Annotated in this window: 23 protein-coding genes, 3 tRNA genes and 1 riboswitch; of the genes, 8 read left to right on the top strand and 18 right to left on the bottom strand. The window is 63.0% G+C overall.

From position 1 onward, the window contains the following. Positions 1-24 precede the first annotated feature (24 nt). A complete protein-coding gene (hisI, locus tag ADIAG_RS17095) occupies positions 25-426 on the bottom strand; it encodes a phosphoribosyl-AMP cyclohydrolase (protein WP_007272683.1) in 402 nt (133 codons plus the stop codon). Between the two features lie 143 nt (positions 427-569). On the opposite strand from hisI, the gene ADIAG_RS17090 reads away from it, so the two are divergent. Then, positions 570-1,196 carry a TIGR03085 family metal-binding protein gene (locus ADIAG_RS17090; protein WP_043475724.1) on the top strand — a complete coding sequence of 209 codons (627 nt, stop codon included), beginning with the start codon at positions 570-572 and terminating at the stop codon, positions 1,194-1,196. A 120-nt stretch (positions 1,197-1,316) separates the two neighbouring features. Here the strand turns inward: ADIAG_RS17090 and ADIAG_RS17085 are convergent, their stop codons facing one another. From ADIAG_RS17085 to ADIAG_RS17070, 4 genes are all read right to left on the bottom strand, one after another. Next, positions 1,317-2,093 carry a GNAT family N-acetyltransferase gene (locus ADIAG_RS17085; RefSeq protein WP_007272681.1) on the bottom strand — a complete coding sequence of 259 codons (777 nt, stop codon included), beginning with the start codon at positions 2,091-2,093 and terminating at the stop codon, positions 1,317-1,319. Then, positions 2,068-2,838 carry an imidazole glycerol phosphate synthase subunit HisF gene (hisF, locus tag ADIAG_RS17080; protein ID WP_007272680.1) on the bottom strand — a complete coding sequence of 257 codons (771 nt, stop codon included), beginning with the start codon at positions 2,836-2,838 and terminating at the stop codon, positions 2,068-2,070. Before hisF ends, ADIAG_RS17085 begins: the two co-directional genes overlap by 26 nt. A gap of 61 nt (positions 2,839-2,899) precedes the next feature. After that, positions 2,900-3,748 carry an ATP phosphoribosyltransferase gene (hisG, locus tag ADIAG_RS17075; protein ID WP_007272679.1) on the bottom strand — a complete coding sequence of 283 codons (849 nt, stop codon included), beginning with the start codon at positions 3,746-3,748 and terminating at the stop codon, positions 2,900-2,902. Positions 3,749-3,855: 107 nt separating this feature from the next. Continuing rightward, a complete protein-coding gene (locus tag ADIAG_RS17070) occupies positions 3,856-4,119 on the bottom strand; it encodes a phosphoribosyl-ATP diphosphatase (RefSeq protein WP_043475721.1) in 264 nt (87 codons plus the stop codon). Positions 4,120-4,261: 142 nt separating this feature from the next. Between ADIAG_RS17070 and ADIAG_RS17065 the strand changes: the two genes are divergently transcribed. Further along, complete coding sequence (locus tag ADIAG_RS17065) at positions 4,262-4,693, top strand: HIT family protein (protein ID WP_007272677.1); 432 nt, start codon at positions 4,262-4,264, stop codon at positions 4,691-4,693. Between the two features lie 34 nt (positions 4,694-4,727). Here ADIAG_RS17065 and ADIAG_RS17060 read toward each other — a convergent pair whose 3' ends face one another. Then, positions 4,728-4,979, bottom strand: a complete 252-nt coding sequence (locus tag ADIAG_RS17060; RefSeq protein WP_007272676.1) for a hypothetical protein — start codon at positions 4,977-4,979, stop codon at positions 4,728-4,730. A gap of 139 nt (positions 4,980-5,118) precedes the next feature. Here ADIAG_RS17060 and ADIAG_RS17055 point away from each other — a divergent pair, with 139 nt between their 5' ends. Continuing rightward, positions 5,119-5,526: a VOC family protein gene (locus ADIAG_RS17055; RefSeq protein WP_007272675.1), complete on the top strand. Its 408-nt coding sequence runs from the start codon at positions 5,119-5,121 to the stop codon at positions 5,524-5,526. Positions 5,527-5,670: 144 nt separating this feature from the next. On the opposite strand, the gene ADIAG_RS21060 is transcribed toward ADIAG_RS17055, so the two are convergent. Both ADIAG_RS21060 and ADIAG_RS17045 read right to left on the bottom strand, forming a co-directional pair. After that, positions 5,671-5,928: a type II toxin-antitoxin system RelE family toxin gene (locus tag ADIAG_RS21060; RefSeq protein WP_083874236.1), complete on the bottom strand. Its 258-nt coding sequence runs from the start codon at positions 5,926-5,928 to the stop codon at positions 5,671-5,673. Beyond that, positions 5,925-6,173, bottom strand: coding sequence for a type II toxin-antitoxin system Phd/YefM family antitoxin (locus ADIAG_RS17045; protein WP_007272674.1), 249 nt, complete (start codon positions 6,171-6,173; stop codon positions 5,925-5,927). Before ADIAG_RS17045 ends, ADIAG_RS21060 begins: the two co-directional genes overlap by 4 nt. Positions 6,174-6,262: 89 nt before the next feature. Here ADIAG_RS17045 and ADIAG_RS17040 point away from each other — a divergent pair, with 89 nt between their 5' ends. Both ADIAG_RS17040 and ADIAG_RS17035 read left to right on the top strand, forming a co-directional pair. Then, positions 6,263-6,976 (top strand): DNA methyltransferase, encoded by a 714-nt coding sequence (locus ADIAG_RS17040; protein WP_235045951.1) that lies wholly within the window; start codon positions 6,263-6,265, stop codon positions 6,974-6,976. Between the two features lie 373 nt (positions 6,977-7,349). After that, a complete protein-coding gene (locus tag ADIAG_RS17035; protein WP_007272672.1) occupies positions 7,350-8,486 on the top strand; it encodes an NAD(P)/FAD-dependent oxidoreductase in 1,137 nt (378 codons plus the stop codon). 111 nt (positions 8,487-8,597) lie between these two features. Here the strand turns inward: ADIAG_RS17035 and ribH are convergent, their stop codons facing one another. The 10 genes from ribH to ADIAG_RS16985 all read right to left on the bottom strand — a co-directional run bounded on the left by ribH (position 8,598) and on the right by ADIAG_RS16985 (position 17,832). Further along, positions 8,598-9,080 carry a 6,7-dimethyl-8-ribityllumazine synthase gene (gene ribH, locus ADIAG_RS17030; protein ID WP_007272670.1) on the bottom strand — a complete coding sequence of 161 codons (483 nt, stop codon included), beginning with the start codon at positions 9,078-9,080 and terminating at the stop codon, positions 8,598-8,600. Next, positions 9,077-10,360: a bifunctional 3,4-dihydroxy-2-butanone-4-phosphate synthase/GTP cyclohydrolase II gene (locus tag ADIAG_RS17025; RefSeq protein WP_007272669.1), complete on the bottom strand. Its 1,284-nt coding sequence runs from the start codon at positions 10,358-10,360 to the stop codon at positions 9,077-9,079. The genes ribH and ADIAG_RS17025 overlap by 4 nt, the downstream gene beginning before the upstream one ends. Further along, positions 10,357-10,989, bottom strand: a complete 633-nt coding sequence (locus ADIAG_RS17020; protein ID WP_007272668.1) for a riboflavin synthase — start codon at positions 10,987-10,989, stop codon at positions 10,357-10,359. The genes ADIAG_RS17025 and ADIAG_RS17020 overlap by 4 nt, the downstream gene beginning before the upstream one ends. Before the next feature lie 11 nt (positions 10,990-11,000). Next, positions 11,001-12,053, bottom strand: coding sequence for a bifunctional diaminohydroxyphosphoribosylaminopyrimidine deaminase/5-amino-6-(5-phosphoribosylamino)uracil reductase RibD (ribD, locus tag ADIAG_RS17015; protein ID WP_007272667.1), 1,053 nt, complete (start codon positions 12,051-12,053; stop codon positions 11,001-11,003). Continuing rightward, the gene (pnuC, locus tag ADIAG_RS17010; RefSeq protein WP_007272666.1) at positions 12,053-12,754 is read right to left on the bottom strand and encodes a nicotinamide riboside transporter PnuC; all 702 of its coding nucleotides are present in this window, start codon (positions 12,752-12,754) and stop codon (positions 12,053-12,055) included. The genes ribD and pnuC overlap by 1 nt, the downstream gene beginning before the upstream one ends. 158 nt (positions 12,755-12,912) lie before the next feature. Then, positions 12,913-13,058: riboswitch (FMN riboswitch) on the bottom strand. A gap of 21 nt (positions 13,059-13,079) precedes the next feature. Then, positions 13,080-13,751, bottom strand: a complete 672-nt coding sequence (gene rpe, locus ADIAG_RS17005; RefSeq protein WP_007272665.1) for a ribulose-phosphate 3-epimerase — start codon at positions 13,749-13,751, stop codon at positions 13,080-13,082. A gap of 36 nt (positions 13,752-13,787) precedes the next feature. After that, positions 13,788-15,341 (bottom strand): RsmB/NOP family class I SAM-dependent RNA methyltransferase, encoded by a 1,554-nt coding sequence (locus ADIAG_RS17000; RefSeq protein ID WP_007272664.1) that lies wholly within the window; start codon positions 15,339-15,341, stop codon positions 13,788-13,790. Further along, positions 15,338-16,276 (bottom strand): methionyl-tRNA formyltransferase, encoded by a 939-nt coding sequence (gene fmt, locus ADIAG_RS16995; RefSeq protein WP_007272663.1) that lies wholly within the window; start codon positions 16,274-16,276, stop codon positions 15,338-15,340. Before fmt ends, ADIAG_RS17000 begins: the two co-directional genes overlap by 4 nt. Beyond that, complete coding sequence (gene def, locus ADIAG_RS16990; RefSeq protein WP_007272662.1) at positions 16,273-16,848, bottom strand: peptide deformylase; 576 nt, start codon at positions 16,846-16,848, stop codon at positions 16,273-16,275. The genes fmt and def overlap by 4 nt, the downstream gene beginning before the upstream one ends. Positions 16,849-16,968: 120 nt before the next feature. Then, positions 16,969-17,832 (bottom strand): hypothetical protein, encoded by an 864-nt coding sequence (locus ADIAG_RS16985; protein WP_007272661.1) that lies wholly within the window; start codon positions 17,830-17,832, stop codon positions 16,969-16,971. A gap of 211 nt (positions 17,833-18,043) precedes the next feature. Between ADIAG_RS16985 and ADIAG_RS16980 the strand changes: the two genes are divergently transcribed. The 3 genes from ADIAG_RS16980 (at position 18,044) to ADIAG_RS16970 (ending at position 18,343) form a co-directional block, all read left to right on the top strand. Continuing rightward, a tRNA-Gly gene (locus ADIAG_RS16980) sits at positions 18,044-18,116 on the top strand. 61 nt (positions 18,117-18,177) lie between these two features. Beyond that, a tRNA-Cys gene (locus ADIAG_RS16975) sits at positions 18,178-18,248 on the top strand. 23 nt (positions 18,249-18,271) lie between these two features. Continuing rightward, positions 18,272-18,343 (top strand) — tRNA-Val (locus ADIAG_RS16970). Positions 18,344-18,362 lie beyond the last annotated feature (19 nt).

Here is an 18,362-nt window from a genome sequence, read left to right as displayed (position 1 = left end):
GCGGATAAAGAAAAGTGGTCTGCGTTAGGAAACGCGGCGGCCGACGGTTGCCGGCAGTTCGCGTCCGTCAAAGCAGGTGTGTGCCCCGGTGTGGCAGGCCGCACCGATCTGGTCGACGATCACCAGCAGTGCGTCGCCGTCGCAGTCCAAGGCCACGGAACGGACCAGCTGGGAGTGCCCGGAGGTGTCACCCTTGCGCCAGTATTCGTTGCGCGAGCGGGACCAGAAGGTGACCCGCCCGGTGGTGAGGGTGCGGCGCAGCGCTTCATCATCCATCCAACCAAGCATCAGGACCTCTCCGGATCCGTGCTGCTGGATGATGGCGGCCACCAGTCCGGCGTCGTCCTTTTTCAGGGCGGCGGCAATCTGCGGGGAAAGCTTGCCCCCGACGGTGGCGGGAGCGGCGAAGGCAGGGTTCTGTGACATCCCCACCAGTCTAGTGCCCCGGTGGGCAGATCAGGGCCTAAAACACCTGTGTGGGAGTCCCGGTGACGTTTTGGTCACATACCCCGTGGCGGCGTCGCGACATAGGGGCGCTAAGCGCCCCCGAACGTGTTAGTTTCGAAGTGATGCATTTCGTACCAGCCTCGCGTGAAGTAATGGCCGAAGTCCTGCTGGCGGCAGGGCCAACGGCCCCCACGTTGTGCGCAGGATGGGAGGCGCGGCATTTGGCCGCGCACCTAGTGTTGCGCGAGCAATCACTGCTGGCGGCAGGTTTGTTGTTCAAGCCCCTGGCACAGCGTATGGAAACCGAATTGAATCGCCGTGCCGAAGCCGCCAGTAACCGCACCGCGTTCAGAGCCCTCATCAACGAGTTCCGCCGTGGCGCACCCAGAATTTCGCCGTTATCACTGCCGCGCATGGACCATTCGGCGAACCTCTCGGAATTTTTCATCCATACCGAGGATGTCCGCCGAGCGACCGACCGTTGGGTCCCGCGAGCCTTGGACGCAAAGTACGAGGAGCTGCTCTGGAAGGACTTGGTGCGTCGAGCCGGGCTCTATTACCGGGGCGTGGATGTGGGCATCATTTTGGTCCGTCCCGACGGGCAGCGTCATGTGGTGCGCAATGCCGCCATCTCGGTGGCCATCACCGGGCGGCCCGGAGAGCTGATGCTCCACGCCTCGGGCCGTCGGGCCGAGGCCCTGGTGACCTTTGAGGGCGAACCCAAGGCCGTCGCCCTGCTGTCGGTCTAGATCTTCCCTGGTGCCCCTGGGCACGGTGATGGAGGGAATCCCGAAGTGCCCCACCAGGCCGTTGCCATGGGATAAGAACGCACCGTTTTCCTATCTCTTGTCGGCCGAAGAAACACCGGGTCAGGACGCTGTCTTCGGCTGCACACGGTAGTGGTAGCGGGAGACTGTTTCGAAGCCCAGGGATTCGTAGAGCCTTCGGGCCATCTCGTTCGATTCGACGACCTGAAGCCAAAGCCCCTCGAGGCCCCTTTGCACGGATTCGGCAAGCAGGGCCCGGAGAACTGCACGGCCATGTCCGCGCGAACGGGAGTTCTCCCGGGTGGCGACCGCGTAGATCCCACCCAATTTCCCAACCAGCGAAAGTCGGGCAACGGCTTCGTTTTTTCCGTCGACCACCAAGGAAGCATAGATGGATGGTGTGCGGGTCAGGATCCTTTGGCTGAGGGCTTGCTGCTCCGGTGTATGCGGGCCTTCGACGTCCCAGAAGGTTTCAAGCCACCCGTAGCTTGGCTCATCCGACATCATGATTCTCGGATCGTGAGCTGCGATTGCTCTCTTTTCGCCGTCACCAAGTGCTAGATATTGGACCAGAGTGGGCGAATCCAGCAGGTAGCCGCGCTCGGCCAACAGTGCATCCAGATCCGTGGGCAAGGAGCCTGGGCTGATCTGGAACACCGCCGGCAGCCCGCGCCCTGCATAACGCTCCTCGATCGCGGAGATTGCCGTTGCAACCTCGCGCGGTTCTTCCAGCGGCAGCACCGAGTTCGCACGCTTGGTCACGCCACCGGAAAACCGGGCGGTCCAGCCGTCGACAAGTTTTTCTTCGAGTGCCTGCCAGCCCCTGGACATGGTTTCGTCCAGGGACAATGGGTCAGCGGACCGGGAAACCGGCTTCACGGATGGCGTCCTTGACCTGCTTGATCATGTCGTCCGGTCCGAAGTGGAAGATCGAAGCCGCTAGGACCGCGTCGGCGCCTGCAGCAATGGCCGGCGGGAAGTGCTCCGGTCCGCCGGCACCGCCGGAAGCGATCAGCGGAACGGTGACCTCCGCACGCACAGCACGGATCATTTCCAGGTCGAACCCGTCCTTGGTGCCATCGGCGTCGATCGAGTTCAACAGGATCTCCCCCACGCCACGCTGTGCAGCTTCCTTGGCCCAAGCCACGGCGCACCGGCCGGTGCCGGTGCGACCACCGTGGGTAGTCACCTCGAAGCCCGAGGCGACCTCGGGGTTGTCAGTGCGGCGGGCATCCAGGGAAAGCACTAGCACCTGGGAACCAAAGCGCTGGGTAATTTCGTTGATGACCTCGGGACGGTCGACGGCTGCGGTGTTGATCGAGGCCTTGTCGGCCCCGGCCCGCAGCAGGCGGTCTACGTCCTCGACGGCGCGCACGCCACCACCAACGGTCAGCGGGATGAAGATTTCCTCGGCGGTCTTGGCAACCACGTCATAGGTGGTCTCCCGGTTACCCGAGGACGCGGTGACGTCGAGGAAGGTGATTTCGTCGGCACCTGCGGCGTTGTAGCGCTTGGCCAGTTCCACCGGGTCCCCGGCATCGCGCAGCCCCTCAAAGTTCACTCCCTTAACGACTCGGCCGTTGTCCACGTCGAGGCATGGGATCACACGGATCGCAACAGTCATGAACGATCAACTCCTGGAAAGTTAGTAAAGAAGCGGTTCTTCGAGGGGTACTGCGGCCGGGCTAGATACGGCAGGCGTGGATGTTGGTGACAAGAATGGCGCGGGCACCGATGTTGTACAGCTCATCCATGATGTTGTTGGTCTGGTTTTTCTTGACCATGGAACGCACCGCAACCCAGTCCGAGTCCTGCAACGGGGAAACCGTGGGTGATTCCAGCCCCGGGGTGAGTCGGGTGGCCTCGTCGACCAGGTCGCGACGCACGTCGTAGTCGAGCATGACGTAGCGGCGGGCCACTAGCACGCCCATCAGCCGGCGCTTGAGGACCTCGAGCCCGGCCGGGTTGGTGCCAGCGCGGCCGATGAGCACGGCCTCGGACTTCAGAATGGGGTCCCCGAAGATTTCCATGCCGGCGGCCTTGAGCGTGTTCCCTGTTTCCACGACGTCGGCGATGGCGTCGGCCACACCCAGGCGGACCGAGGACTCCACGGCACCATCGAGGCGGACCACGTCGGCCACGATGTTGTTGGTCTTCAGGTATGCACGCAGCAGGGCGTCGTAGCTGGTGGCAATGCGCTTGCCGTTGAGCTCGTTCTGGTGGGTGAAGGAACCGGCGGGGCCGGCGAAGCGGAAGGATGCGTTGCCGATGCCCAGCGGCAGCACCTCGTCTACATGATCGTCGACCTCGGCGTCGAGGTACAGGTCGCGTCCGGTGATTCCGACGTCAAGGATCCCGCCGCCGACGTACACGGCGATGTCACGGGGACGGAGATAGAAGAATTCCACGTCATTGTCCGGGTCGACCATGACCAATTCGCGGTTGTCGCGGCGCTGGACGTATCCGGCCTCCAACAACATGGTCGAGGCGATTTCGGAAAGGGCTCCCTTGTTGGGAAGTGCTACTCGCAACATGATGCGTTTCTCGTTTCAGGCTCTGGGGGTATTACGGCATGAGGACAACAAATGGGCGTTTGTTGGCCGCCGCGGCACGGGAAAAGAAGCTATCCCGAAAGCGGCGGCTAGAGATGCTTGTAAACGTCCTGCAGAGTCAGGCCCTTGGCGATCATCATCACCTGCAGGTGATAAAACAGCTGGGAGATCTCTTCGGCGGTGGCCTCGTCGGACTCGTATTCGGCAGCCATCCACACTTCGGCGGCTTCCTCCACGATTTTCTTTCCGATGCCATGCACGCCGGAATCCAGTTCGGCGATGGTTCGCGAACCTTCGGGGCGGGTCTTGGCCTTCTCAGAGAGTTCGGCGAAGAGGGTGTCAAAAGTTTTCACATCGTCAGGATATCTTGGCCTGTTGAAAGCATTCACAACCGCACCCCTTATGTGACGAAGGACTCTCCTGGTCGGCCCAACATGACGCGGCCGTGACCTGGGATATGAATTCGATCCTCCAACCGGCCCCTGAGCACGGGTTATGCTCTCGTTCATGGATGACCAATGTGTTTTTTGCGAGATTGTTTCAGGCGGCGCTGCAGGGCATGTGGTGGCCTCGAATGCTCATTGCGTGGCCTTCCTTGACGCGGCGCCCATCAATGCCGGTCATACCCTGGTGGTCCCCCGGGAGCATGTGCGTGACATCCACGGTCTAGATGAAGTGACCTCCGCAGCGATGTTCGATCTCGCCCGCCGCGTGGCTAATTCCCTGCGCGAATCCCCGCTGCCGTGCGACGGCATCAACCTGTTGATGTCCAATGGAAAGATCGCCGCGCAGTCGGTGTTCCACGCACACCTGCATGTCGTACCTCGCGTGGAGAACGACGGGTTCGGATTCGTCGAGGCAGCCAAAACCGGGCCCACCGCGGACGAGCTGGCCGCCACCGCGAGGTTGTTGCGACCCGGCGGGTAAACACCCCGGCGAGATACTACGTCAGCGATCCAGTTCAGTGACGTGGCTTGGCGCCGCGCCCACTGTCCATGAAGAGCCTCGCGGCGCCTGCGAGCAACCCGCCGACAAATCCCAACAGTGCCGCCGGGATGCCCACCTCAAGCACCGCAGCCCAAGCCGTGGGTGGATAGACACTGAGTCCGATGAGCAACCCGACTACACCTCCCAGCAGCCCGCACCACATGCCGGCCAGAAGGGCGTAGGCCATTGGCTTTGGCAGGTTCGGTGACGCCTTGAACAGTCCCATAACTCCAGCATGCGCCCGTCGACGACCGCACACAATGGATGCCAAGCGTACGAGGCATCACTATCCGACAGAGGCTGAGATTACCCCTCCCCTGAGCAATATTGTGGGGCTATGCTCGAACTAGAAAGAGGAGGAGGCCATGCCCGATTTTGGCGCGCCATCGCACATCGACTTGTCGGTATCCGATGCCGAGCCCAGTGCCCGATGGTATTGCGAGGTGCTTGGACTGCGGCGCGTGCGCCGCGCGGACTTCGAAAACCGCATCATGATCGTGCTGGTGCACCGGGCAACCGGGCTGGTGGTCGGGCTGAACCAGCACACCACGGTGCCCGTTGCCAGGTTCGACGACCGAAACGTCGGGCTGGACCACATCGGGTTCAGCGTGGCCGAACGGACCGATCTGGATGCGTGGGAAGAACAGCTCACCGCGCTGGGCGTGGTCCACTCACCCGTTCAGGATTCTGCCAATGGCGCGGCCTTGGTATTCCGCGACCCTGATAACATCCAGCTGGAGTTCTGGTGGACGCGGCCGCGCCGAACCTCCTGAGCCTTTCGGTGACGGGCCACAACGGCGGCAGGCAGCCTCATCACTTTCTTCCAAGGCGCTTGTACTGAAAGTATTCGTCCGCGCGGGGGGAAACCCACACCGGGCCAACAGAAGTGCTTGAAACGCGGACCAACCTGCGGGAACCTAACGTTCGTAGACATTACGGCGGTGACCGAGCGTGATCACCGCGACAACGAGAAAGTTGTCATCGACCGTGTAAATGATGCGATAGTCTCCAATGCGAACACGGAGACCGGGCCGCCCTTGGAGTGCTTTGGCACTAGGCGGCCGCGGCTCCTCACCCAGGAGTGCGATCGCACCACGAATGCGGTCGCGATCCTGATGGTCGATTCGCTTCAACGCACGAGCTGCGGCAGGACGCAGCTCGATTAGGTAGGTCACGTCCAGCCCAGATCGGCCTTCACTTGAGCCCAGGGAACGTTGGGGCCTTCCTCTGACATCGCATCATCGAACGCGGCCACATCTTCAGCGTCTTCCAGCGCTTCGAGCATCCGCTCGTAGTACGAGGGACTGATAACTACCGCGGCACGTTGACCGCGACGCTCGATGAACACCGCCTCGGTCTGGGAACGAGCGATCACGTCTGAAAAGTTGTTACGCGCATCTGCAACACTTACACTCGTCATGAAATTAGTGTACAACCCGAATCATGAGATGTACATGAAGCCCTCTCCCTGGCGGGTAAACTTCGCATCATGAAGGATTCGGAAAAGAATTGATCGAGAGCATGCCCCAGGTATCCCCGCTGGATTCGCAGCTGTCCGCAACGCACGACACGTTTGTGGCCGAGCGGCCATCGGGAGCGGATGAAGATGTGCACATGGTCGTATCGATCGTGGACCACATCATTGAACGGTGCAGCAAACCAGGCGACCTGGTCTTCGACCCGTTTGCGGGTTTCGGCACCACCCTCATACGTGCGATCGCGCTGGGGCGGGAAGCCCTCGGCATCGAGCTATTACCTGAGCGAGTGGACTACCTCCATGAACGGGTGCCCAACGCCCACATTATCGAGGGTGACTCAAGAGAACTGCTGAAGCTGGTCCGCGGCCCCGAGGCTCCCCTGCCCGACGCAGCTATTAAACTCATCGTCGCCTCTCCGCCCTTCATGACGGCGGAAAACCATGAACCCGACCCGCTGACGGCCTACGAGAAGAATGACGGAGACTACGACCGCTACCTCTCAGAGCTCAGTCTCATCGCGGCCCAATGCGCGCGGGTCATTGCGCCAGATGGCTTCGTGGTGTGGAATCTTGCAGACATCCACCACATGGACCTCACCACTTACTTGATTCGCGATTGCAAGCGCGCGCTTGGACGTCACCTCACCCTCGTGGGGGAAACCGAGATCCTCTGGGATAAGTACCCCCACGATCTGATCGCCGACGCCTTGCTCGTTTTCCAACGGCCTGCTGTCGAACACCGGTAGATCGCGCCGCACCGACATCCACCCCTGATCGACGAACGGCTGGATGTCCGTACGGTGAAGTGAACGTTGTTGAGGACATTTGGGATCCCTCATGACAACTTGAATTGTCGTTTCCCGCTCTATAGCAGAATCACACACCACAAATTTCAGCACGCGCGACTCCGCAGTCCTGCTGCCCAGCTGTCTGAGCGCCGGTGCAGGTCTTCCCTCGGCTCGCTACCCGACGCTCCCCTGTCGCGTCAGGTCAATACCTTCGGGAAGGTCGATACGATGCGTCAGAAAGACACCTCCGCGTAGTTCGACTCCTTGACCACGGCATCAGCCCGCCATACCGTCAGACATAGCTCGTCACCACACAAATGGAGTTGGTCGCATGTCTACGCAGGTCTTGGTTCTGGGTGCTGGCTTCGGCGGACTTGAGGTTGCGGCGGGACTTTCGGAACGCCTAGGTACCGACATCGACGTCACTCTCATCGACCGCAACGAGCATTTCATGTTCGGTTTCTCGAAGCTTGACGTCCTGTTCGGCAGGCTCACGGAGGCCGAAGCCAGTCACCCCTACAGCCAGCTCGACAAACCCGGGGTGAACCATGTGCGCGCCACTATTTTATCGATCGACCCGGTGGCCAAGCGCGTGGAGACGGATGCAGGTTCCTTCGCCGCGGATTATTTGGTGGTGGCCCTAGGCGCGGACCTCGACCCGTCGGCGACGCCCGGGCTAGTGGAATGCGGCCATGAGTTTTACAGCATCCCGGGCGCCTTGGCAGCGCGCGAGGCGCTAAACGAATTCGATGGCGGCCGGGTGGTCATCGGCGTCGCCTCGACGCCGTTCAAGTGCCCGCCAGCGCCCAGCGAGGCGGCACTGCTGGTGCATGACCTTCTGGTCTCCCGGGGACTTCGGGAGCGTTCGGAAATTTCCTTGGTTATGCCGCTACGCACTCCAGTGCCGCCGGTGCCGGCGGCCTCCGAGGCGATACTTGCTGCTTTTGCCGAGCATGGCATCGACTGGCATCCGCAGAAGGTGATCCAACGTCTAGAACCGGCGAGCAAGGAGCTAGTGATGGACGACGGAACGACCATGCCCTTTGACCTATTCCTCGGGGTGCCTCAGCATGTGGTGCCGAAGGTGGTTGCCGCATCGGGAATGACACTCGAAGGCTGGATCCCCGTGGACCCGCTGACCTTAGAAACGTCCTACCCGGATGTCTTTGCCATCGGGGATGTCACCAGTGTCGGAACCCCCAAGGCCGGGATCTTCGCCGAGGGGCAAGGCGCCGTGGTGGTGGATGCGATTGCCGCACGCATCCATGGCTCCGCCGGCACGCTGAGCTACGACGGCGTCGGAGTTTGCTACGTAGCCTTCGGCCCGCATCGTGCGGCCCGTCTGAATATCACCTTTGCCGCCGGGGTCCGTCCCCACGGCAGCTACGATGCGGCAAGCGAAACAATCGCGAACGAGAAGACTGACTATGGGGTATCGCGCCTGCGCCGCTGGCTCGGCGAAGACTGAACCTTTCCGGGATGCCACCGACCCCCGACACGCCGCCGCCCGCTCCCCCGGCGATAGTGATCCCGTCGTGCGGGTACCGGTGGAGCAGGCGGCGGCGCCAAACAATCTGTTTTAGCGGCGGGCCAACACCAAGGCGGTCTGCAGCCCGGCACTCATGGCCTCATAGCCTTTGTCCTCGACGGAGCCTTCGAGGCCCGCGCGGGCGATGGCCTGCTCCTCGGTGTCGCAGGTCAGCACCCCGAACCCGACCGGGACCCCGGTGCGCACGGAAACGTCGGTCAGGCCCATGGTGGCACCCTGGCAGACGAAGTCGAAGTGCGGGGTGCCGCCACGGATGACCACGCCCAGAGCGATGACGGTGTCGAAGGAGTGCGCCAGACGCGACGCGGCAACCGGGAGCTCGAAGGTCCCAGGCACCCGGATGACTTCGGGGGTCTTGATCCCTGCGTCTGCTGCGGCCCTCAGCGCGCCGTCCACCAGCCCGTCCATGATCTGGGTGTGCCAGCTGGCCGCGACGATGACAGCCCTGACACCTGCCTCGCCGGCTGCCGCAAGTTCGTTGGCCCCGACGAGGGGGGCTCCGTGTCCGCTCATGATTTTGCTCCTGGGTTGGTGTTTTCGGTGGATGGCAATTGCAGCGTGTGATGCAGCAGCTCTTGCTTGGTGCGTAGGTATTCAAGGTTCTCGGGACGGGCTGCGACCAGGGTGGGGACGCGCTCGGAGACCGCGATCCCTGCGTTCTCCAGCCATTCTTCCTTCAACGGGTTGTTGGTGATCAACCGGATCCGGCGAATCTCCATGGCGTTGAGGATCGCTGCCGCCGCGTCGTAGTTCCGGGCGTCCACAGGAAGTCCCAGCTGTTCGTTGGCCGCGACGGTGTTGGCTCCGCCGTCCTGTAGCGCGTAGGCGCGGATCTTGTTGGCCAGCCCGATGCCGCGGCCCTCGTGGCCGCGTAGGTAGACCAGCACCCCGCCGTATTCGTTGATGGCAGCCAGTCCAGCTTCGAGCTGCTCGCCGCAGTCGCAGCGGTAGGACCCGAAGACGTCGCCGGTGAGGCACTCGGAGTGCACGCGCACCAGCGGCTCACGGGGCATCGTGCCGTCGGGGCCAGCGGCGCTGAGGGAGAGGTGCTCGGTGCCATTGCCGCGTTCGCGCCAGGCGCGGACCATGAATTCCCCGTGCGGGGTGGGGACCTTGACCTCCGGACCACCCTGCACCGCGGCGGCGCTGGTGCCTACAGCAGGCTCGGCATCGGAGGTGGCGCGCCAGGCGGCCAGGTCCTCGATGCTCACCAACGGGATGTTCCACAGATCGGCGAACTCGCGCAGTGCCGGAAGGCGCATCATCGATCCGTCGTCATGCACCAGCTCGGCGATGACGCCCACGGGTTCCAGCCCTGCGGCCTGGCACAAATCGACGCTGGCCTCGGTGTGGCCGCGGCGCACCAGCACCCCGCCGTCGACGGCACGCAGCGGGAAGATGTGCCCGGGGCGGTTGATCAGCTCGGGGCCGGAGGCAGGGTCTGCCAGGATACGTGAGGTCAGGGCGCGGTCCGCGGCGCTGATGCCGGTGGAGGTGCCGTGGGCCGCGTCGCAGGAGACCGTGTAAGCGGTGCCCTTGGCGTCTTGGTTGTTCTCCACCATCGGTGGCAAGCCCATCGCGTCGGCACGCTCACCAGTCATCGGGGTGCAGACCACGCCCGAGGAGTGCCGGATGGTCCAGCCCATCAGTTCCGGGGTGGCGAATTCTGCGGCGAAGATGATGTCGCCCTCGTTCTCGCGGTCGGCGTCGTCAACCACCACGACGGCCTGCCCGGCGGCGATGGCACTGATCGCAGCCTCGATGGAATCAAGGCGAATGGGATCGTGGCTCATGATGCGCTGCTTTCGGTGGAGGTGAAGGAGACCAGACGTTCGGCGTACTTGGCCATGACGTCGACTTCGAGGTTGACCGCGGATCCTAGTACGCGCTGGCCTAGGGTCGTTTCGCGCAGCGTGGTGGGGATGATCCCGACCTCGAACCATTGGTCTTTTGTGCTGGCCGGTGAGACCTCGGTGACGGTCAGGGAGATCCCATCGATGGCTATGGACCCCTTCTTGGCCACATATTTGGCCAGTTCGAAGGGGATCGCAAAGCGGAAGCGGTCCCAGGCGCCTAATGATTCGTGCTCGATGAGCTCTCCGACGCCGTCGACGTGCCCCTGGACCACATGTCCGTCGAGTCGGCCGCCGGCCTTCACACAGCGTTCAAGGTTGATGGCTTCGCCCACTTCCAGCGCACCGATGGTGGTGTGGCGCAAGGTTTCGCCCATGACGTCCAGGGACAGGGTGTCCCCGGCGATGGAGGTGGCGGTCAGGCAGACGCCGTTGATGGCGATGGACCCGCCCAGGTCAAGATTCTCGGTATGGTTCGGGGCCAGGATGCGCAGGATGACCGAGTCGGTCTCCGGGGTGGCGTCGATGGCCTCGATGCGGCCCATGCCGCTAATGATTCCGGTGAACATGTGTTGTGTCCTTAGGGTGTGCCGGTCTCGGCCGGCAGAGGTTCAAGATGAGTGAGGATGTCGGGGCCCAGCAGTCGCACCGCTTCGCCGTCGATGGGATCGAGCCGGAAACGGCGGGCCGCAGCAAGGGTCTCCACGCCGAGGTCGCCCACGCTGTTGCGGCCGGCACCCAGCAGTAGGGGTGCCTGGTAGAGGAAGATCTCATCGACCAGGTCCGCGGCGAGGAATGCGGTGGCAATGGAGGCCCCGCCCTCAATCAGCACGTGTCCGATGTCCCGTGCGGAAATAAGCGCCAGCACCTCGTACGGGTCGCGGGTGCGAACCTGCTCCCAGTTACTGTCGGCTTTCAGCGCCGCGTCGGCTGGGATGTCGCGCAGACCCATGACGATGCGGCGCGGTTGGGTGGAGAAGGGTTCCCCGTGTTCGTTGCGGGCGTTCAGCCGCGGGTCATCGGCGAACACGGTACCGGTGCCCACCACGATCGCCCCGACCGATGCGCGCACCTGATGGGCATGCAGCAACGATCTCGGGGAGGTAATCCATTGGCTGGTGCCATCCTTGGCGGCAATACGGCCGTCAAGGGTTTGGGCCAGGTGCAAGGTGGTGAATGGGCGGTGATGGGCTCGGGCGGTGAACCACCGGTGGTTCAGGTCTCGAGCTTCTGCCTCGAGCAAGCCGTGGTCAACGTTGAGGCCTGCCGACCGCAAGGCTTCGCCTCCCCCACCCGAGGTTTTTCCTCCGTCCGAGACCGCGAAGACAACGTTTCCGATGCCAGCATCGATGATGGCGCGTGAGCACGGGCCGGTCCGGCCGCTGTGGTTGCACGGCTCCAGCGAGACGACCATGGTGGCTGCTTGGGCAGCGGCAGGGTCGAGGGTGCCGAGACGGCTCAGAGCATCGGCCTCGGCATGCGGGGTTCCTGCGCCGCGATGGTAACCGGTGGCAAGAATCGTGCCTTCGGCGTCCATGATGACCGCGCCGACCAGGGGGTTGACGCCGCGGGTTCCACGGCGCGCCAGTTCAAGGGCAAGGCGCATGGCGGCGGTGGTGCGTGAGGTGTCCATCAGGTCCTCGCCTTCACCGTGGGATCGGGCATCTCGGTTTCAACGCTGGGCTTGGAGTCGTTCTTGGCTTTCCACCAGATGAAGAACCCGGCCAGAGTGAAGCAGCCGTAGAAGAGATACATGAAGGCGCTGGCGTAGTAGCCGGCACTGAAGAGCAGCGGCACCCCGACCACGTCGACAAGAACCCAGATCAACCAGAATTCGACCAGGCCCTTGGCCATGCCGTAGGTGGCCAACAACGACCCGACGAACGTCCAGGCATCGGCCCACACCGGTTCGTAGGAGCCCAAAGCCCCAAAAATGGGGGTCAGGACAACGGTGCCGACGACCATAACCACGGCCAATGAAAGGCGTTCGGTGCCGGTGGCCCAGCGCGGGGTGACCGCGCTTCCGCCGGATTCTCGGCTGGCCTTCCAGCGTTGCCAACCCCAGAAGGACACGGCAATGAACATGATTTGGCGCCCGGCCTGGCCCAGCAGGTTTGCCGTCTGGTCGTGGCCGAAAATGCTGCCCAGGAATACCGTCAGCAGCAGAATGTTCCCCACGATGCCGACGGGCCAGGCCCAGACCTTGCGGCGAATGCCGCCTAGGGCAGAGGCAAGTCCAAAGACGTTGCCCACCACTTCGCGAACAAGCAGCGCGCTGCTGCCCACCGTAATGTAAGAATTGAAAGCTTCAATGAGCCACCGCAGAAAATCCATCGTCCTCCTGTCAAGCCGCGATGACTCCGGGGGTTCGATACGACGGTTCCACCGTATGGGCCTGCAGGTGTGGCAGGATTTACGGTTTTCGAAGGAGATCCTTACGGATTCTTCGTAATCCTATCCATGCACACTAGCGAGAGCGCTGGTGTTGCGTGTACGTGCTTCTCCCATCCAGACTTTAACTGTCGGTACCGGAATTTCACCAGTTCAACCAAGTTTCGGAAATTCCAAGGAATTCCCTGACGCTTGGGTCGCGGACTATAACCGCCGGTTCGGACTTACACCGACCCCGGAGCACGTTGTGTAGTTGTAGCTAACAGTATTACATGGAAACCGGGGTGGCGGCGGCAAGATTTCTTAATGTGACCACGGCCTCAGCTGGATCTTCGGTTCCGTACACCGAGGAGCCCGCCACAAAGACATCGGCCCCGGCCTCAGCCGCACGCAGGATCGTCTCGCGGGTGACCCCGCCATCGACCTGCAGCGCGATCGGCAGCCCCGAACCATCGATGGCCGCCCGAGCCCGACGGATCTTGGGCAGAACCACATCGAGGAATGCTTGTCCCCCAAATCCCGGCTCCACCGTCATTAACAGCACCATGTCCAGCTCCGGGAGCATGTCCAGGTACGGCTCAATAGGCGTAGCCGGGCGCAAGGCCATGGAGGCCCGGGCTCCTGCAGCCCGCAGGTCCCGCGCCAACTTGATCGGAGCGGCCGAGGCCTCCGCATGGAAACTCACCGATGCGGCTCCCGCCTCGGCATACCCGGGACCCCAGCGGTCGACGTCACTGATCATTAGGTGTACATCCAGCGGCAGCGCACTGACCTCGCCGAGCCGTTTCACCACCGGCAACCCGAGGGTCAGGTTGGGCACGAAGTGATTGTCCATGACATCGACGTGGACCGCATCGGCCGTGTGGATGCGGCTGAGTTCACGCTCGAGGTTGGTGAAATCCGCAGAAAGGATCGACGGGTTGATCTGGCAAGTGCGCATGGTGTTTTTCTGGCTCCTGGCTGGGGAACGGCGGTCTTATGCGGTACGGGTGAACAACGCCATGAACATGGCATCGGTGCTGTGGATGTGCGGCCACAGCTGGATGGTGCTGCCCTCACCCAAGGGACGGGCAGCGGAGGCCAGGCCCGGCAACGCTGCAGCCTCAAGGGCGGCCCCGGTGTCCATCAAGCGGACATTTTTGTTTCTGGCCAACAGGTCATCGACTACCGCCACGGTTTCGGCAGGGTGCGGCGAGCAGGTCATGTAGGCGACCACGCCGCCCACGCGCACCGCGGAAAGTGCCGCGTCAAGCAATTCACCCTGCAGGATGGTCAGCTCCGCTACATCGCGTGGTGTCTTGCGCCAGCGAGATTCCGGGCGACGACGCAGCGCGCCCAAGCCCGAGCAGGGGGCATCGACCATGACACGGTCGTAGCCACCGGAGTACTCGGATTCTCCGTACTCGCGTCCGTCACGCACCGAAATCATCCACGTTTCCGGGTCAACCGCCATCAGGGCTTTGGACACAAGTTCGGCCCGGTGCTGGGTCGGTTCATTGGCAGTGAGCTTGGCGCCGTGCTGATCAGCAAGGGCTGCGAGCAGTGCTGCCTTACCGCCGGGGCCTGCGCACAGATCCAACCAGTAGGTGTCTTCTCCGCCGTCAGGCAGCGGCACCTGTGCCAATGCCCGAGCCACCAGCTGGGAACCTGCGTCTTGGACTCGGGTGCTGCCTTCGCGCACCGAGGCCAACCGGGCGATGTCCCCGCCCTGGTAGTAAGCCGAGTCGGCGACCAAGGTACCTGGCTCGGCTCCTTGATCAAGGGCCTCATCCAGTGACCCGATGCCGGGCAGCGCCACGAGGTTCACCACGGGGGCAACGTTGTCGGCGATGAGCAGCTCAGTGATTTCGGAGGCGTCGCGGCCGTGGGCCACCAGCGCCTGACGCAGCGCACGGACAATCCACTCGGGGTGCGAATGGACCAGCGCCGCAGCGGCGTTCTCATCGGTGATCCCAGCGACAAGTTCCTCGCTCCAGGTCTCAAGATCTTTCAGCGAGACCTTGCGCAGCACCGCGTTGATCAGGCCCGAGGCCCCGGCGCCGATGACCATGCGGGCCAGCGACACCATCTCGTCCAATGCCGCGTGGTTGGGTACGCGCATGGCCAACAGCTGGTGGGCGCCCAGACGCAAGGCGTCCAGCACGGCCGGGTCCAACTGATCCAGCGGGCGGTCCACACAGCGGGCTAGGATCGCGTCGTAGAGCCCCTGTCCACGCAGCGCACCATAGGTGAGCTCGGTGGCGAAGCCCGCGTCGCGGCGGTCCAAGTGATGTTCGCGGATCCGAGCAGGAAGCACCAGGTTGGCGTAGGCGTCGTTTTCGGCGACGGCGCGCAGCACCTCGAAGGCCGTCAACCGCGCCTGGTCGGCACGACGGTTTCGGGCCGAAGGCGCCGAGGAGCTGAATTGGCGTGGACCGGCTCCCCCACGGTTGCGGGTGCGCCCTGCGTCGTCGCGTCGCTCCTGGCCTCCGCCGCGGTTCGGTTCGCTGCGTCGCGGACGATCTGAGCGTCCCTGTCCGAATTCGCTCATGCGAATTTCACCTTTTCCACGGTTCCGGAGGCGAGAATCCCTCGCGCCCAATCTGCTGCGTTCATCATTTTTTTGCCCGGTGGCTGCACCTGGACAAGTTCCACACCGTGCGAGCCGGTGCCCACGACGACGCGTGGCTGCTTGCCCGCGGTGATTTCCACCTGGCCGGGGGCCAAACCATCGACATCTGTGGCGGGGAGCAGCGGACCAATCTTGAACCGTTGCCCCTCAAGTTCGGTCCAGGCCCCTGGGTCAGGGGTGGTTCCATTGATTTTCCGACGGATGGCCAGCGCCGGAGCGTTCCAATCGATCTTGCCGTCGACCAGCGTCAGCTTGTGCGCGTAGCTGCCCTCCCCCTGCTGCGGGATGCCCCTCAGGGCGCCGGTGTCCAGACCCGAAAGTGTCTGGGACAACAGCACCGAACCGGAGACGGCCAGCCGGCCTAACAGCTCCCCTGCGGTGTCGGCAGGGTCGATGGCCTCGGTCAAGGTACCGAAGACCGGACCGGTGTCCAGACCCTTTTCCAGTTGGAAAGTCACTGCCCCGGTGACATCGTCCCCGGACATGATCGAGTGCTGTACCGGCGCGGCACCACGCCAGGCCGGAAGCAGCGAGAAGTGTAAATTGACCCAACCGAGCCGCGGGATGCCCAGCGCTTTTTCGGGGACCAGACCGCCGTAGGCGACAATCGCAGCGATATCTGCCGACAGCGCGGCGATTCGTTCTTGGGTGACCTCGTCAATGCGGTTGGCATGGATGATCTCGATGCCCAGCTCCGCGGCGCGGGCCGCCACCGGGGAGGGGGTCATGACCCGTTTGCGTCCGATCGGCGCGTCTTCGCGGGTGAGCACTGCCACGACGTCGAATCCATCGTTGACGAGTTGGTCAAGAGATGCCACGGCGACCTGCGGGGTGCCAGCGAACAGGACCCTCATCCTTGGTGCCCGAAGCTCGCGCCGGCACCGAAACTGGAACCCAGGGCCGAGCTGCGCTGGGTCACGGTGCTGGCAGCGACGCGGTTGTAGTTGGCATCACGGAGTTTGCGGAAGGCATCCTTTTTCATCTCGCCCTCGAGCCTGTCGATGTAGAGAATGCCATCGAGGTGGTCGGTCTCGTGTTGCAGGCAGCGGGCCAGGAATCCTTCGCCCTCCACGACCACAGGGTTTCCATCCACGTCCATGCCCGAGGCGCGGGTCCATTGGCGGCGGCGCACCGGGTATCCCAAACCGGGGATGGACAGGCAGCCTTCGGTCACGTCGTCCTGTTCTTCGTCGCCGAGCTCGAGCACGGGATTGATCAGGTGTCCGCGTTTGCCGGCGATCTGGTAGGTGAAGACTCGAAGCGACACCCCGACCTGAGGTGCGGCCAGACCAGCACCCTCAACGTTCTCCATGGTTTCGTCCATGTCGGAGACGAGCTTGCGTAGTTCGGGCCCGAACTCGGTGACTTCGTCCGCGCGTGTTCGCAGGATCGGGTCGCCAACAATGCGAATGCCTAATACGGCCATGCGGTCCGCATCTCCCTTCGGCCGGAGTGCTTCCGGCAATGTGCTGTGGATGGACGGGGACGCCGGTGCAGCACCGTGAATTCCGACCTGACGCCTATCTGCAGTGTCCCAGTGAACAGTCTACCGACCGGATTGGGCGGTCGCGGGCGGCGGGGGGCCTACCTCGCGCAGCGCCGGGCCAGCCCCATTGACGCGCTGCGTGGCTCCCCAGAGCTGGCGCAGCGACCAAAACTTCGACCAGTACGCGGGCAGGACGTCCGGATTGGCCATCACGGTTTGTACTTCGGTTTCACCGATGGCCACCCCCAGAAGCATGGGGTCTTGTGAGTATTTCCACGGTTCCCAAGTCCCGGCCGCGGCATCGAGGACCATTTCCTCGGCTTTGGCACCGGCCGCCAGCTGCATGATCACCTTTGGATCCAGCGACTTGACCCGCCCGTCACGCCCGGTTCCGCGGGTCTTATAGTCGATCAGGCAGAGGCGCCCACCGAGGGTCGCCACCAGGTCAAGGGTTCCCGCGTATCCAACACTGGCGTTCCATACCGTGACCTCGGCGGCGAGCGGCTGCACCTGGTAGGTGTCCCACCAGTCATCGAAGTGGCCGGCGAAGGCTTCCTCGCCGTTGGCTGCCAGTGCCTCCCGGGCCTGTGCCGCCTGGTGCGGTTTGCCCATCGCCCGAAGGGCAATTTCTTCGCAGTATTGGTGGACGCGATCCCCTCGAGCAGCTGCGCTGTCGCGGTATTGGACGGCAGCACTGGAGGCTTGCCGAGCCAGGGCCTTGAGCTTGGCGGGGTTCCCAACTGCCTCCCCCAGCCGAGGATCCTGCACGACAGCTGTGGCGGCCATGTGACCTATCCAACCGTCCAAGTCCATCTTTTCTTGCCCGATCACCGTGGTGATCGACGGAACCTCCGGAAGTTCGCCTATTTTTCTGGCATACATGCGCCCAAAATCTGTCTGCTGGGCCAGCGCTGGAGAAGTCATGAGAACGATTTTTCCATGTTCCGGCGACGTTTTGTGGTTTCCGGGTTTTACTCTGCAATCCGGAAACCCCGTGATCACACGGATATTTGTCAAAAACGACTCCCAGAATCCGCCGATTTGGAACTTTGGTGAATGTTCGTATAGAGTTTTTACTCGTTGGAACGCAGCTAAACGGAACGGAAACATTCCAGGCGGATTGCACTTCTTACATGTGGACATAGCTCAGCTGGTAGAGCGCGACCTTGCCAAGGTCGAGGTCGCGAGTTCGAACCTCGTTGTCCACTCGCATTAGATTCACCGGATCGGCTTGCCGATCATTCCAAGAGGTTTATTCAACTTGGTTATGGTGGGGTGGCCGAGAGGCGAGGCAACGGCCTGCAAAGCCGTTTACGCGGGTTCGAATCCCGTCCCCACCTCGTAGTAAAACATGCAGCAGCATGGGCGATTGGCGCAGCGGTAGCGCGCTTCCCTGACACGGAAGAGGTCACTGGTTCGATCCCAGTATCGCCCACGAAGAACCGTCATCTAGG

This window comes from Paeniglutamicibacter gangotriensis Lz1y (assembly GCF_000348945.1).
Lineage (GTDB): Bacteria > Actinomycetota > Actinomycetes > Actinomycetales > Micrococcaceae > Paeniglutamicibacter > Paeniglutamicibacter gangotriensis.
Note: the sequence above shows the minus strand (reverse complement) of the source record. Positions and strands in the feature narration are given on the sequence as shown.